Source organism: Photobacterium ganghwense, from assembly GCF_017329545.1.
Lineage (GTDB): Bacteria > Pseudomonadota > Gammaproteobacteria > Enterobacterales > Vibrionaceae > Photobacterium > Photobacterium ganghwense.
Map to the genome: position 1 here is coordinate 1,494,096 of NZ_CP071325.1, position 14,164 is coordinate 1,508,259.

Annotated in this window: 11 protein-coding genes and 7 tRNA genes; 3 read left to right on the forward strand and 15 right to left on the reverse strand. The window is 50.2% G+C overall.

From position 1 onward, the window contains the following. Window positions 1–191 precede the first annotated feature (191 nt). Window positions 192–1,142 carry a M23 family metallopeptidase gene (locus tag FH974_RS06980; protein ID WP_047883593.1) on the forward strand — a complete coding sequence of 317 codons (951 nt, stop codon included), beginning with the start codon at window positions 192–194 and terminating at the stop codon, window positions 1,140–1,142. An 8-nt stretch (window positions 1,143–1,150) separates the two neighbouring features. Beyond that, entirely contained in the window at window positions 1,151–1,555 is a 405-nt protein-coding gene (locus FH974_RS06985; protein ID WP_047883594.1) for a bactofilin family protein, read from the forward strand. Between the two features lie 108 nt (window positions 1,556–1,663). On the opposite strand, the gene FH974_RS06990 is transcribed toward FH974_RS06985, so the two are convergent. From FH974_RS06990 to FH974_RS07055, 14 genes are all read right to left on the reverse strand, one after another. After that, window positions 1,664–1,739 (reverse strand) — tRNA-Val (locus FH974_RS06990). A 60-nt stretch (window positions 1,740–1,799) separates the two neighbouring features. After that, window positions 1,800–1,876: transfer RNA gene (locus tag FH974_RS06995), tRNA-Val, on the reverse strand. Window positions 1,877–1,925: 49 nt separating this feature from the next. Beyond that, window positions 1,926–2,002 (reverse strand) — tRNA-Val (locus FH974_RS07000). Between the two features lie 37 nt (window positions 2,003–2,039). Further along, window positions 2,040–2,116: transfer RNA gene (locus tag FH974_RS07005), tRNA-Val, on the reverse strand. Window positions 2,117–2,144: 28 nt separating this feature from the next. Next, window positions 2,145–2,221, reverse strand: a tRNA-Val gene (locus FH974_RS07010). A gap of 37 nt (window positions 2,222–2,258) precedes the next feature. Beyond that, window positions 2,259–2,335: transfer RNA gene (locus tag FH974_RS07015), tRNA-Val, on the reverse strand. Between the two features lie 27 nt (window positions 2,336–2,362). Then, window positions 2,363–2,439 (reverse strand) — tRNA-Val (locus FH974_RS07020). Window positions 2,440–2,984: 545 nt separating this feature from the next. Further along, window positions 2,985–5,471 carry a trimethylamine-N-oxide reductase TorA gene (gene torA, locus FH974_RS07025; protein WP_207103618.1) on the reverse strand — a complete coding sequence of 829 codons (2,487 nt, stop codon included), beginning with the start codon at window positions 5,469–5,471 and terminating at the stop codon, window positions 2,985–2,987. Window positions 5,472–5,473: 2 nt separating this feature from the next. Further along, window positions 5,474–6,592, reverse strand: coding sequence for a NapC/NirT family cytochrome c (locus tag FH974_RS07030; RefSeq protein WP_242551859.1), 1,119 nt, complete (start codon window positions 6,590–6,592; stop codon window positions 5,474–5,476). A 447-nt stretch (window positions 6,593–7,039) separates the two neighbouring features. Continuing rightward, window positions 7,040–7,840, reverse strand: a complete 801-nt coding sequence (locus tag FH974_RS07035; RefSeq protein WP_207103619.1) for a ParA family protein — start codon at window positions 7,838–7,840, stop codon at window positions 7,040–7,042. A gap of 72 nt (window positions 7,841–7,912) precedes the next feature. Continuing rightward, window positions 7,913–8,173 carry a DUF5062 family protein gene (locus tag FH974_RS07040; protein ID WP_047885312.1) on the reverse strand — a complete coding sequence of 87 codons (261 nt, stop codon included), beginning with the start codon at window positions 8,171–8,173 and terminating at the stop codon, window positions 7,913–7,915. A 92-nt stretch (window positions 8,174–8,265) separates the two neighbouring features. Then, window positions 8,266–9,366 (reverse strand): DUF3080 domain-containing protein, encoded by a 1,101-nt coding sequence (locus tag FH974_RS07045; protein WP_242551860.1) that lies wholly within the window; start codon window positions 9,364–9,366, stop codon window positions 8,266–8,268. A gap of 115 nt (window positions 9,367–9,481) precedes the next feature. Next, window positions 9,482–10,852 (reverse strand): MATE family efflux transporter, encoded by a 1,371-nt coding sequence (locus tag FH974_RS07050; protein ID WP_047885314.1) that lies wholly within the window; start codon window positions 10,850–10,852, stop codon window positions 9,482–9,484. A 246-nt stretch (window positions 10,853–11,098) separates the two neighbouring features. Then, window positions 11,099–12,922 (reverse strand): diguanylate cyclase domain-containing protein, encoded by a 1,824-nt coding sequence (locus FH974_RS07055; protein WP_207103621.1) that lies wholly within the window; start codon window positions 12,920–12,922, stop codon window positions 11,099–11,101. 235 nt (window positions 12,923–13,157) lie between these two features. Here FH974_RS07055 and FH974_RS07060 point away from each other — a divergent pair, with 235 nt between their 5' ends. Continuing rightward, window positions 13,158–13,775, forward strand: a complete 618-nt coding sequence (locus FH974_RS07060; RefSeq protein WP_207103622.1) for a riboflavin synthase subunit alpha — start codon at window positions 13,158–13,160, stop codon at window positions 13,773–13,775. A gap of 147 nt (window positions 13,776–13,922) precedes the next feature. On the opposite strand, the gene FH974_RS07065 is transcribed toward FH974_RS07060, so the two are convergent. Further along, window positions 13,923–14,126 carry a CPXCG motif-containing cysteine-rich protein gene (locus FH974_RS07065; protein WP_047885317.1) on the reverse strand — a complete coding sequence of 68 codons (204 nt, stop codon included), beginning with the start codon at window positions 14,124–14,126 and terminating at the stop codon, window positions 13,923–13,925. Window positions 14,127–14,164 lie beyond the last annotated feature (38 nt).

A 14,164-nucleotide genomic window follows, 5' to 3' on the forward strand; every position in this document is an offset into this window, starting at 1 on the left:
ATGCCGTTCAATTGTTTGAACAGCCAACGAAAAAAAGCGGCCATCAGACTTTATACTGAAGTAAGTGCATATAATAGCAGCAATTATTTGCATTGTTAATTCGCCTTATCGATACCTGTCTTGAATACCGTTTAAATAAATCATAGTTCCGGTCGCACTGAAGTGAGGTGAGTCATTAACGCAGACTGCCTATGAAAGAACGGATCACAATCTCGGTATCGTCAATTAATGGATCGCGGCATTTTCATCTTTGCAGCAAAACTCAGCTGCGACTGCGCTGGGTGGCAGGCACCTGTCTGGCGTTGACACTGAGTGTGGCGGGTAGCCTGGTCTATCTGAATCATTTGCTTAACTCTGCACAAAGTCAGCAAAAAGCGCTTGTACAACAATCTGAATCGCTGAACGGTGAGCTGGTTTCCCTGAAGCGGCTGAAAGCCGAACTTGAAAATGAGATGGACGAGCGGGAAAACCGTCTGGCCTATGTCGCTGAGCGTTTGGGAGAGCTGGAACATGTGCTGGGTGTCGGATCGCCAGAAGAAAGCTCGCTCGAAAGACGGCTGGATGTGGCAGCCATTAACTCGGCGGTGCGACTGGCCATGTTGGACACTATTCCTAATGGCCTCCCGGTTGTTAATGCCCGTCAGTCTTCCCCGTTTGGCGAAAGAGTTCACCCGGTTACCCGAAAACGCAAAATGCATCGGGGGCTCGATTTTGCTGTTAAAAAAGGGACGCCGGTCTATGCCACGGCTGATGGCGTCGTGGAAACGGTCCGGAGCAGCCAAAAAGGTTATGGAAATTTCATCCGGCTGCAGCACGCTTTCGGTTTCACATCCTCTTATTCCCACCTGAAGTCCTTTGCGGTTCGCCATGGTGACTTTGTTACTAAAGGGGATCTCATTGCCTATTCCGGCAACACCGGCTTATCGTCCGGCCCGCATTTGCATTACGAAGTGCGTTTTGTCGGGCGGGCACTCAATCCCCAGCCATTTGTGCAGTGGGGAATGGATAACTTTGAACACATTTTTGATCAAGAGAGTAAAGTGAAATGGGCTTATTTAGTCGACAGCGTCACTCTGCGGGTGAGCAGACAACTACAACTGTCATCGCAAAAGGATGTGAAGTTCATGGTGAGTTCCGGTTAGCGTCAGATATGCAGTTGGATGGCAGTGTTCACGGTGTCTTAAAATCGGAGCAGGGAGTTGTCGTTAGCTGTTCTGGTCGGCTCAAGGGAGAAGTGTGGGCTGATCGAATTGTCGTGAATGGCCAGGTCGAAGGGAGCTGCCATGCCAATGTTATCGAAATTCTCAATCAGGGGATTGTGAAAGGGGATATCTATTGCGATAACCTGAGCATCGAGCAAGGTGGGAAATTTTTGGGTACGACCCATCCCGGGGAAAGCCAGCAGGTGGTGATGCTGCGAGGGAAGACGACGCATACTGACAATTCAGAGTCCGCAAGAGAGAACGATGAATTAGCCAGGGCTGAGGCCAAAGATTTGGTGTCAGTGGCGGCGAACAGAAAACCCGTTCAGAAAAGTGCTAAGTCTGCCTCTTAGGCGGTTGAATGCCGCCGTAACAGATATTGCGCGAACAAAGGCCGTACTGGAATCAGTGGAATAGTCAAAAAGAAAAAAGCCTGTACTAAGTACAGGCTTTTCAGAAAGTGGTGGGCGATACCGGGCTCGAACCAGTGACCCCCTCCTTGTAAGGGAGGTGCTCTCCCAACTGAGCTAATCGCCCGAATTATTGCTTGGGATAAAGTTGTCAGGACAACTTACGAATAGTGCAATAATTGGTATATGGTGCGTCTGAGTGGACTCGAACCACCGACCCCCGCCATGTCAAGGCGATACTCTAACCAGCTGAGCTACAGACGCAAGGGTTTTTGAGCAAACCTAAGAGGTTGATCAAACTTTCATGTTTAAATGGTGCGACCGAGTGGACTCGAACCACCGACCCCCGCCATGTCAAGGCGGTACTCTAACCAGCTGAGCTACGGTCGCATCCTGTGATATCAGTGCAAAGACTTATATCAAAATATGGTGCGTCTGAGTGGACTCGAACCACCGACCCCCGCCATGTCAAGGCGATACTCTAACCAGCTGAGCTACAGACGCAGATTATAACAGTTTCTCTATCAAGAGATGGTGCGACCGAGTGGACTCGAACCACCGACCCCCGCCATGTCAAGGCGGTACTCTAACCAGCTGAGCTACGGTCGCATCCTGTGATATCAGTACTAAGACTCATATCAAAATATGGTGCGTCTGAGTGGACTCGAACCACCGACCCCCGCCATGTCAAGGCGATACTCTAACCAGCTGAGCTACAGACGCAAATTTTTCAGTTTCGATTACGAAAACTGGTACGACCGAGTGGACTCGAACCACCGACCCCCACCATGTCAAGGTGGTGCTCTAACCAGCTGAGCTACGGACGTACTGTGAACTTAGGAATGACTCACTCCTTAAGAACGACACGAATATTAACGAGTGATGATCATTGGCGCAAGTGTTTGAGTTCGCTTTTTTTCATTCCCTTGGCCTGTTTGCTTATGCTTTGAGCGTGCAGGGCTAAATGTGGCCGAAATAATAGGCAGTGGGGTGTCATTTAAAAGAAAAACCGTGCAGGCAATGTTCACAAGCGGTGGGTAAATCTGGTAGTAGGGTGCTGATAACTAAACGAAATATTGTGGAGCCTGTCACAGATCGTGCGTACCCAGTGCTAATGACGTGGTTTCAGTTAGAGAAAATCGCGTGATGTCGGCCATCCTGACGGTGAATCAAGAGGGAGAAAATGGCTGTACAAAAGACAGGTGAGGATAGCGGAAAGGTCAAATGGTGAATAAGGTGGAGAGGAAATGGTGAAAAGGAGAGAGCGGCGAGATAAAAAAGCAGGCCACTGAATGACCTGCTTGGGAAAGATAAGAAAATAGTCGGCAGTGTTTTACGTGGAAATGTCGACAAATCACCGCTTCATAACGGCTCAGGCGTTGAGTGGCACCTGATGAGCTAGGTTGACCGGCGCCTTACCCTGATACTTTTCAATGTCGAGCTGTGCCATCTGACCACAGTTACCCTGTGCCAGCTGAGACGAACCCTGGTCGAAAGTCAGGACATTCACACAGCCGTTGCGGCATAAGCCACCTGCCTGTCCCGGTGTGGCGGAATCGTACCAGGCACCCTCGCAAATCCGTACCACACCTTGTCGGATGTCTTCTGTGACTTTTGCGCCAACCAGAATCTGTCCACGGTCATTGAATGCGCGAACCAGATCACCGTCTTTAATGTTGCGCGCTTTGGCATCGGTCGGGTTGATCAGAATCGCTTCCCGGTTGGCGACGGCATATTTTTCACGCAGCGGGGTATTATCCAACTGAGAGTGCAGTCGCTGTGTCGGGTGTGCGGTGTTAAGCGACAGCGGGTATTTGGCAGCAATCTCTGCTTTATGCCATTCACGCGGCGCGTACCATTTCGGGTGCGGTGCGCAGTCTTCATAACCCATTTTGGCAATGGTGTCTGAGTAAATCTCAATGCGACCTGACGGTGTCCCCAACGGGTTCAGCAGCGGATTATCCCGAAATTCTGCATGGCGAACCCATTGCTTACTGGCTTCCGGAATCGGGAAAGAAATATAGTCGTTAGCATCCCAGAACATTTCAAACGGCGGTAACGGTACACGGTTCGTACGAGCCTGAGTTTTCATGCCGTCATACATTTCTTTCAGCCACTGCATTTCGTTTTTGCCTTCGGTATAGGCGTCTTTCACGCCCAGTTTTTCCGCCAGCGCGACATAAATGTCGAAATCATTCTTTGATTCATGCTGTGGCTCGACGACTTTGTGCATCGGGAAGACATAACGCTGCGAATAGTCGCCACCCATGTCGATGTCGTTACGCTCATAACTGGTGGTTGCCGGTAGCACGATATCCGCATGCTTGGCTGAGGCTGTCCAGTACGGCTCTTGTACGATAATCGTATCGAGTGTCTGCCAGGCCTGAAGCAGGGTGTTGATGTCCTGATGCTGGTGGAACGGGTTACCACCGGCGACATAGACCATCTTGATTGACGGATACGTGACAGTGCGGCCATTAAACTGGATTGATTTACCCGGGTTCAGAATCGCTTCAGCGATACGGGCAACCGGGATAGGTGACGGTGAGCCTTTCGGCGCAGTACCGGCATTAATGCCAGACAGAATGCCGCCTTTGGCTGTTGGACTGCCACCTGACGAGTAGTGGTAGCTGAAGCCAAAACCGCCACCCGGTAAGCCGATTTGTCCCAGCATTGCTGCCAGAGTCACCAGCATCCAGTTTGGTTGTTCGCCGTGTTGCTGGCGTTGCATGCCCCAGCCAGCCATCAGCATGGTGCGGTTTTTCGCAAAGTCGCGCGCCAGTGATTTGATCACGTCGGCATCAATGCCACAGATCTCGGCGGCCCATTCTGCCGTTTTGGCTTCACCGTCGGCGTCGCCGGTCAGATAAGCCTGGAATTTATCAAAGCCAGTGGTGTAGTACTTGATAAATTCTTTATCGTGAAGGTCTTCGCTGAGTAGAGTGTGGGCAATACCCATCATCATTGCGACATCGGTGTAAGGACGCGGGGCAATCCACTCGGCATCCATGTACTCCACGGTTTCATTGCGAACCGGGTCAATGGTAATAACGCGGGTGCCTTTGTCTTTCAGGGCCTTCAGACCTGCCTGACCTTCATGATCCGGAACGTTCCAGGCGTTTTTCAGGGTCACCATGGCATTAAAGCCCCACAGCACAACCAGCTCACTGCTTTCAACCACGACAGGCCAGGCGGTTTGCTGCTCGTACACTTCCATCGAGCCCATCACGTGCGGCATGATCATCTGTGCAGCACCGGTAGAGTAGTCACCGGCATAGCCCAGAAAACCACCGCTCAGATTCATCAGACGGTGCAACAGGGTACGGCTGTTGTGGAACATGCCGGTGCTTTTCCAGCCGTAGGAACCGGCATAAATTGAGGATGGCCCGTACGTTTCCTGCAGGCGGGTGATCTCGCCAGCGACCAGCTCGATGGCTTTATCCCATGGAACACGAACCCATTCATCGTTGCCGCGCAGGGTTTTGCCTGCTCCCGGCCCGCCTTCGAGGTAGCTGCGGCGTACCATCGGGTACTTCACGCGGTTGGTGGCGTGTACCTGATAGGGGGCCATTTTGATCAATTCGTTCGGTGCCGGATCATCGTCAACCGGCAAGGTGTCGACCATTTTGCCGTCTTTGACGATGGCCTGAAACGCCCCCCAGTGGGCAGCCGTCAGAACGCCTTCATGGGCGGTTTTGGTGTACTTGAACTGCGGTAGCGCTTCTTCAATAGCGCGTGCCAGCGCGGTTTTCGGTAGCAGGGCATTAACGGCAGGTACAGCGGCTACGGCGCAAAGTCCTTGCAGAAAACGACGGCGACTTAATACGGTTTGTGATTCTTGAGTCATAAGTTTGTTCATAGTTATTCGCCTCCCTTCATATCGCTGGCGTGTTTCTGGACATACTGAGTCAGGATGCGACTTTGTTCCTTGGTCAGGGAGGTACGGGATTCCATCCCTTTAATTACACCTATCCACTGGTTGGAATTGAAGTGATCAAGCGGTGTCAGGCCGTGGCAACCGGTACAGTTGGCAGACATCAGCTGTGAGCTGTAATCCCACAGTGGTTTGTCGTTATCCAGTAACTTTCCGTTATCCAGCCACACAGTGAGACTGACCTGGTGCCAGGTAATATTGGTGGATTCATCGGTGAAAGACTCACCCACTTTCAAGGCCGCTTTGGCATCGTCGCCCAACAGTGCGCTCAGGATGCGTTTACCACGCGCAGCATAAATCACGGCATCAACCCCGTCTTGCTGCCAGCCAGTCACGGTGACTTCAATACGGTTCTGGCTGCGAGATACGGCAGAAAGCTGAGTCGTTGGCAGCAGGTTACCCTGATTATGGCTTTCGGTTTCACCCAGGTAAAAAGGTGTGGTTTCATAGGTGTAGAGCGTTGCTGCCGTTTTGGAAGCGGATTGCGCTGCTTTGGCCAGCTCTGCGGCACCTGATTGTGCTGAATCTGAGGTATCCGGCAGCAGGTGCGCGATGCCTTTATGGCAGTCAATACAGGTTTCGTTGTTGGCGATGGCAGATTGGTGCATTTCACGCGCAGCCGGGCGCTGATCGAGCAGCGTCATTGCCGTGAATTCATGGCAGCTGCGACAGGTAGCAGAATCATTGGCTTTCATCTGACTCCACACCGTTTCAGCCATGTGCTGACGGCGGGCTTCATAATCGGCGTCGGTATCAAGTGTACCGGCGATTTCATGATAGATGTCTTTAACCGCACGTACCTTGGTCACCACATAGCCCAGCGTATCATTGGGGATATGGCAATCTGCACATTCGGCACGCACCCCGTGCTTATTCTGGAAATGGATAGTGCCCTGATATTCAGCAAGGGGTGTTTGCATGGAATGGCACGAGACACAAAATTCAGTCGAACTGGTTTTATGCATCACCACAGCAGTGGTCGCCAATGCAATTACACCCAGTAAAGCCCCGATGGCCAGTAGCCAGATCAAGGTACTTCGTTTCATCTTTCCAATTGTCATTATTAACCTTTAGATACATTTTGAAATACACTGAAAAATTCTAGGGGTTTATACCTCTAATTGGCTAGGTGCGCCTTCTTTTTTTACGCCATGAATAAAAATAATTTTTTCGTGTTACATGGGTGTAAGTGGTTGATGGGTTGGGTTGATTTTTATTTTAGGAGAGGTGGCTAAGTTGTGTGCTAATTGTGTTGGCTGTAGCGATTTTAAGACAAAAGTGTAACTAATGAGCCATCTTGACAAATAAAAACGCAACAGAATGAGATGCCACCGGAAGAATCTGGCTCCGGTCTTGTTTGGGAATATGACAAGAGGTGACAGGAAATGAATGGACGGGGTAGTGTGGCGAGATGATGCAGAAAAGGCACTCGTGAACAACGAGTGCCAACACCATACTTGATGATTTGAGATAGAACGTTAGAACAACAGTGCCTAATTCGCGGCCGCGTTACCCTCGACCAGAGTCTCGGCTTCCAACTGCGTGTAGAGCTGCTCAAAAGCCTTGGTCAGTTTATGGTTGGGCAGCAAATGCGGCAGCGGCTTTTGGTGATAGTGCGATTCCTTCATTTTCACCGATAATGGCAGGTAAGGCTCCAGTATCGGCAGATCCAGATCTCGCAGATCTTCAATGATCTTTGTCGGGAAATTCGCCTGGGCATTAAACATATTGACGATGATCCCTTCGACGGCCAACGACGGGTTATGATCATCACGCAGTTCTGCGACATTATTCAGTAGCGTCATCAATGCTTGCTGAGAAAAACTGTCGCAGTCAAATGGGATGAGCAGTTTGTGGGCGGCAATCAGCGCTGCTTTGCTATAGAAATTAAAGTTGGGTGGCGTATCGATATAAATGCGGTCAAATTGCTTTTCTAATTCATCCAGCGCATCACGCAGCTTATAGATTTTGTAGCGGCGTTCTAATTCGGCCTCAATCTTATCAAGCTTGGGACTGGACGGAATGAGGTAAAGATTGTCAAAAGCGGTGGGTTGCGGGAAATCTTTGACTGGCGTGGAAACGGAAAACCAGCCAACGGTTTGGTTGAGCAAATCGGCAATGGTGCGGTCTTTGCTGTCTGAAGCATCGTGTCCCAGATAGTGGCTGCTGTTTCCCTGAACATCCAAATCGATTAACAAGGTTCGAAAGCCCTTTGCAGCACTGAGAGCGGCGAGATTGGCAGCAATGCTGGATTTTCCGACGCCTCCTTTCTGATTAAAGATGACACGACGCATATTATTTCCCTGTCCTGGTCTGGTTCTGATTCCTTTTTGTACCATACTTCAGCCGGTTATGCGTCGCAATGGCTATTTCAGTAACTCGTGATCCGGCGGTAATAATCGGGAAATCCACAGCACCAGCTTATGTTTCATATTAGGGCCATCTTCCTGATCAACCGCGAGGGGGGTGATTTGTTTTGCCTGTACCAGCAAGCGGTAAATACATTCCACCCGGTCTGTGGACGGGACTGATTTATCCAAATCAGCAAATCCTTGTTTTTTAGCAAACGCGAAGCCAAGTTCCAGGGCCTTCTTTAACAGTTTTGCTTCGTTTTTGTGCTTTTTCACGGTCGTCTCCGATGAGGAAGTGTTTGTACATACTAGGGGAATCGTTCGGTATTGAGTAGGCGCGTGATGGAATTCTTTGTGGTTTGTCGGCTTTATTGCGCACCAATCTTCATGTTGCATCGTTTGAATGTGCGCTGCCAGAATTTGACATGGTTGAGCGTGGCTGCGCGAAAGGCGGCGTGCAGCTCACCGTCTACATAATACTGGCGGTATCGGGCCAGAACGGTGTTTGCCCCGGTTTCAGGGGCTCCGGGTTTTGTCAGTAACGTTGCCAGTACCGGTTGTATCTGCCGGTACTGGGAATCAAGTTCAGCCAGATAGGGCTGAATGTCAGCCACGAAAAACTTGTAGAACACGTTCTGCAGGTATTCGGCTTTTTGTTGGTTCCGGTTCGGTCCACATATAATGCGGTTTTCATTCTGCTCCAGCAGGCGGGTGCTGGTGTCCAGCCATTCCGTGGCAAACTGAAGGGAATATTCCAGCTGTGCGACGTAGTGGTAGGGGTGAATCTGTTTTTGATGAGTTAATAAAGTGTCAGCTTGCTTGGCGGCGAGTTTTGAAGACTCCAGTGCCAATTCATTTTTGTTTATGTTGTTTTGACTCAGGATCGACTGGACAAACGTGAATGCTGCTAACGCTTCATCAAAACCATAAAAGGTGCCGAGAGGGAAAGGATGGGGGTAAGCGGTGAATTGCTGGCGCCACTCTTCACCTGTCGTCAGCATGTTCCAGGTATGCAACGGGAGCTGGGCGCGTTTCTGGCTGGAGTAACGGGTTAACATCGGCAGTAAATCATTGTCCTGCGGGAGTGTGTCAAGGCAATGCTGCAGGCCATTCAGAAGCAGCAGCTCATAACGGAGCTGGCGGGTTTTATCCTGGACTTTACCCAGAATGGAGTTGCGTTCAGCAATCAGGTGAAACAGCCCGCATTTTCTCAGCTCATAAGCATCGAGCAGATCCACGCGGATTTCTTCGACAGGTATAAATAAAGAACGCGTCGCAGGAAAAGCAAGCGGATCAGTCAGGGAGGGGGCGAGGGGATCGGTATCGAGCACTTTTGCCAGGCGCTGGTGGTAGGTTTCAAAGCCGTTAATGGCCGTGTTTCGCTCGCAGCCGTACAGCCATGCTGCGCTGATGATAGTGAACACGCCGGTCAACAGGATTTTTCGCAATACAGGTCGATACGAAGGCAAAGTTAATCCTTACACAATGAACACAGGCCAATCAGGGTGTACCGGATTTATCTTATCGGTAATTATGGCAAAAAGAACAGGCGGCACGGTGGCCGCCTGTGTTGTCATTATCTCGTTATCGCATAGACATCGCGAGCTGAGCCTCGTCGTCCTGACGCTGTACCCAGTGGAGGCGATAAGCCAGCATGAAGGCTGCGGCACTCAGGCCGACAATGTTACCAATCCAGAAGCCGTGAGGCCCCATTGGCGCTACGATCCAGTCTGTGATACCCAGCACGTAGCCGGTCGGCAGACCCAGAATCCAGTAGGCAATAAAGGTGCGAATAAAGATGGCTCGCATGTCTTTATAGCCACGCAGTGCACCCGCCGCGACCACCTGGGTCGCATCTGTGCACTGATAAATCGCGGCCAGAAACAGAAGTTGGCCGGCAATCATGATGACTTCCGGGTTATCGGTATACATCATGGCGATTTGCTCGCGGAACACGATGGTTGATACTGCCGTGATGACGGAAATGATCAGTGCCACCGCCAGACCGCAGTGGCTGGCTATGCGCGCTTCTTCCAGATCTTCCCGTCCCATCAGGAAGCCCACCCGGATACTCAACGCGGCCCCCAGACTCATCGGGATCATAAAGATCAGCGATGAGAAGTTACTGGCAATCTGATGGGCTGCAACGGTGATGGAGCCCAGCGGCGATATCAGCAGGGCAATGGCCGCAAAAAGTGACACTTCAAAGAAAATAGACGCCGCAACCGGCAATCCCAGTTTAAACAGGCGGGCAATCGCTTTGACCTGCGGGCGGTGCCAGTGAGCAAACAGCCCAAGACTGTTCAGCTTCTTGTTGAGTTTGATGTATACCAGCATAGCCACGAACATCAGCCAGTAGACAATGGCAGTGGCAACACCACAACCGATCCCCCCCATTGCTGGTGCACCAAATTCACCGTAAACAAAAATCCAGTTCAGCGGGATGTTGGCTGCCAGACCAATAAAGCCGATCACCATCGACGGAACGGTGAGTGATACTCCTTCAGCGAAACTCTTCAGGGTCTGGAAATACAGGAAGCCCGGTACGGCAAAGAGAACTGCATGCAGGTAGCCGATGGTTTTGTCGGCCAGTTCCGGCTCCACATCCATCATGTCAATCAGCACACCGGCGTTATACAGCACCAGCATAATTGGCACCGATACCAGAGTGGCAAGGAAGAAACCATGTTGTACTTCAAACGGGATACGGTCTTTTTTACCTGAACCGTTTAACGTTGCAACAATGGGCACTAGTGCGATCAACAGACCCACACCGAACAGAATGGCCGGTAACCAGACGCTGGCTGCCACGGAAACGGCTGCCATGTCGGTAGCACTAACGCCACCGGCCATCACGGTGTCTACAAATCCCATGGATGTCTGCGCGACAGAAGCAATCAGGACGGGAATGGCAAGTTTGAGTAGATGACGCGTTTCGCGCCGGTAGTTTTGCACGTGAAGGCTCCTGACAGGTAGAGGGAAAACGCGTGGATTATAACGGGAAAAGGGGGAGAGACAATTATCTGTGCCAGAAAAAGCGTTAATAACAACTGAGTTAATATCGGATTTTATCAGTGCTATCTGTTACTTATAGTACATTTATCGCACTGTGCCACGGGAATTTCGGGTGGAAAAACACGGTTGTGGTGTCCCTGAATGTGACGAGCTAAGAGCTAAGAGCTAAGAGCTAAGAGCTAAGAGCTAAGAGCTAAGCACAGCCTGATTCTTGCCTTTCTCTTTGGCGTCATAGAGTCGTTGATCCGCCGTTGCATAGGCCTGATGTGGGTCCTGCTGACAGTAGCTGGCACCGATACTGGTGGAAACATATATCGATTGCCCGTTGTGCAGATAAGGGCATTTTTTGAGGCCATCCATCAGCTGTGAAGACAGTTGCTGCACGGTATCTTCATCAATACCCGGCAACCAGAGAGCAAATTCCTCTCCCCCGATACGACCAAACAAGGCCTCGGAATCTTCCAGGTTGTGGCGCAGAATGCCGTCGCAAACCTGAGCAAAGTGTTTGAGAATATTATCACCAATATGGTGGCCGTATTGGTCGTTGACTCGCTTGAAGTTATCCAGGTCCATCAACAGTAACCAACCAGGCTGACATTGGCTGTCATTTTCAAGACGTTCCCAGAATGACCGGCGGTTTGCGATGCCGGTCAGGTAATCGCTGTAAGCCATATGTTTAAGCTTCTGGTTGGCGGCTTTCAGCTCGCGGGTACGGATTGCCACTCGTGTTTCCAGACTGTGATTTTGCTCTTCCAGCAAGGCATTCAATCGCAGTGTTTTATCCTGCTCGGCCCGAAGCGCCTGCAGGGTGCTAACCAGATGATCCGACATCTGATTAAAATTGTCGGCCAGCAGGCCCACTTCATCTCTCCGTTTCAGAGGGATGCGGGTATGCAAGTCCCCTTCACGAATACGGCGGGTGGCCAGAATCAACTGGTGAATGGGTTTGAGAACATGCCGGGTCGCCAGCGCCCCGATAAACAGTGCCAGCAGACTGATCACAATTGTAAACAGCAGGCCCGCTCGTTTTACGGTATTGAGAGGGGGGGAAAAGTCGGACAGTGGCGAATAGAAAAGAATATTAATCACATTGTTTTGTGCCAGCTGATAATAGCTGGTCAGCGCTACCCACTGTTGTTGACCGGTATCGACCAGTTTGACGGTGTCGGTGCTGGCGGTATTCTGTTGAAGAAGTTGAGAAATAACCGGTGTCGCTTGTTTATTTATGCTCGGCAACTGGCCGTTTTGCGGGGTGTGGCGTTTGTCGGTACTGGCCAGAATCTGCCCGTCATTATTGAATAACAGCACTTCACCGTTATCACTGAGTTTGTTACTTTTCAGCTCTTTAATCAGCGAGTTTAAAGTCAGGTCAACGCCCCAAACGCCTAACAGTTTTCCGGCTTCATCACGAAAGGCTTTGGTCAGGCTGATTCCCAATAAGCTGGTATCGACCGCTCCCGGATACATTTTGCTCCAAACCGGCTGGTCGGTTTTCAGCGAGTCTTTGTACCAGTCTCTTTCTCTGGCATCGAAAAAGCCTCGCATCGCAGTAAACTGGCGCTTTTGCCCGTTGAAATTAGTGGTAAAACTGTTGAGCGGCCCGGCTTTTTCCTGTGCCGATTGAAGAAGGGTAAAACCGCCGTTGCTATAGCCAAATGAAAGCAATCCGCCCTGAGGATTGGCAAAGTAGTAATAGTCGACGTTGTAGTGGTGGTTGAGCATGGTCACGATGTGGTCAAGTAACAGACTACTGTCAGCCACAATGTTAATCAGCTCCTGACGAATGCGGGTTTGCTGTTCGAAAATTTGCCTGGCGTCCTGAAACTGTTCATCAAGCCGTTCTTTCAGGTTGGCGCTGGAGTACTGATATAACCGCTCAATGGTCTGGAACATCACTTTTTCCGAGTTGTGATACCAGAGCATGACAATGGGCAAAGCTGTCATTGCCAGCAGTGTCATCAGCATCATTTGAAGCTTGAACGTCAGGTTGTAAGTGAACGTCTTCGTCATAGAAATACTTTTAGTGACTAATGGCAATGACTGTAAGTGATGGCTGGTGGCATTTTTTTGACATTATCAGGGCTGAGAATAAGTGTTTACCAATGATAGTTCAAATCAGATTGTAAAAAGATTTAAGGTAATGGTTTACATCTCGGTTAATTGTATAAAGAGGCGACTAATCCCCAGTCTGAATTGTGATATGGTGGTCGCCAGACAGTATCAGTACGATTCATGAGGAGTATCTATGTTTACCGGGATCGTTCAGGGAACGGCCGAAGTTGTGGCCATTGATAAAAAAGATCGCTTTCAGACCCATGTGATTCAGCTTGATGAGCTGATGCGTGCCGGTCTGGAGATTGGTGCTTCTGTGGCGCATAACGGCTGCTGCCTGACTGTCACCCGTATTGACGGTGACAAGGTAGCATTTGATTTGATGCAAGAGACCCTTGCGGTGACCAATCTCGGCCAGTTGCAGGTTGGCGATCGGGTGAATATCGAACGTGCTGCGAAGTTTGGTGATGAAATTGGTGGACACTCTATGTCAGGCCACATCAATGTGGCGACAGAGATCAGTGAGATCGAGGTGACGCCGAATAACTGCACCATTTGGTTTATTATTCCGGAGATGTATCAAAAGTACATTCTACGCAAAGGTTATATCGGGATTGATGGTTGCTCACTGACAATCGGTACGGTCGAAGAAGGGCGTTTTTGTGTACACCTGATTCCGGAAACATTGCAGCGTACCTTGTTCGGGCAGCGTCAGGTTGGCGAGAAAGTGAACCTGGAAATTGATCCGCAGACACAGGCAATAGTCGATACTGTCGAGCGCTATCTGGCGGCTAAAGATGCCGGGCAATAAACCCCGTTATTTGCGATTGGTCAACCTATCGCTCCCGTCCTCATTATTAAGCAGATAAGCAGATAAGCAGATAAGCAGCTTAACTGCTAAACAGAGAGTGGCGACGTACTCGCAAAAAAAATCCCTGCTTTGTAGCAGGGATTTTTTTCAGAATATTTGTTCGTCGTCTGCATCCACGAATAAGTGAATGGTCTTATGGAGTTCATCCACCTGCATGTTGAGGTGAATGGCATGACAACACGCCGGACAGTCATCATAAAACTCCTGACTACCGGCACTGGCATCAAGGGTGATTCGAATATTGTGTCCACAATGCGGGCAAATTACAGATTGTTCAGTAAAGTTCTTCATTTTCTACTCCTTGAAGCGTGCCAGGCACATTATGAGCA

What these genes read in the sequence shown, in the direction of transcription:
- FH974_RS07035 (WP_207103619.1), bottom strand. Translation starts at nt 7,840, where the DNA reads ATGCGTCGTGTCATCTTTAATCAGAAAGGAGGCGTCGGAAAATCCAGC.
- FH974_RS06985 (WP_047883594.1), top strand. Translation starts at nt 1,151, where the DNA reads ATGCAGTTGGATGGCAGTGTTCACGGTGTCTTAAAATCGGAGCAGGGA.
- FH974_RS07055 (WP_207103621.1), bottom strand. Translation starts at nt 12,922, where the DNA reads ATGACGAAGACGTTCACTTACAACCTGACGTTCAAGCTTCAAATGATG.
- FH974_RS07030 (WP_242551859.1), bottom strand. Translation starts at nt 6,592, where the DNA reads ATGAAACGAAGTACCTTGATCTGGCTACTGGCCATCGGGGCTTTACTG.
- torA (WP_207103618.1), bottom strand. Translation starts at nt 5,471, where the DNA reads ATGAACAAACTTATGACTCAAGAATCACAAACCGTATTAAGTCGCCGT.
- FH974_RS07060 (WP_207103622.1), top strand. Translation starts at nt 13,158, where the DNA reads ATGTTTACCGGGATCGTTCAGGGAACGGCCGAAGTTGTGGCCATTGAT.
- FH974_RS06980 (WP_047883593.1), top strand. Translation starts at nt 192, where the DNA reads ATGAAAGAACGGATCACAATCTCGGTATCGTCAATTAATGGATCGCGG.
- FH974_RS07065 (WP_047885317.1), bottom strand. Translation starts at nt 14,126, where the DNA reads ATGAAGAACTTTACTGAACAATCTGTAATTTGCCCGCATTGTGGACAC.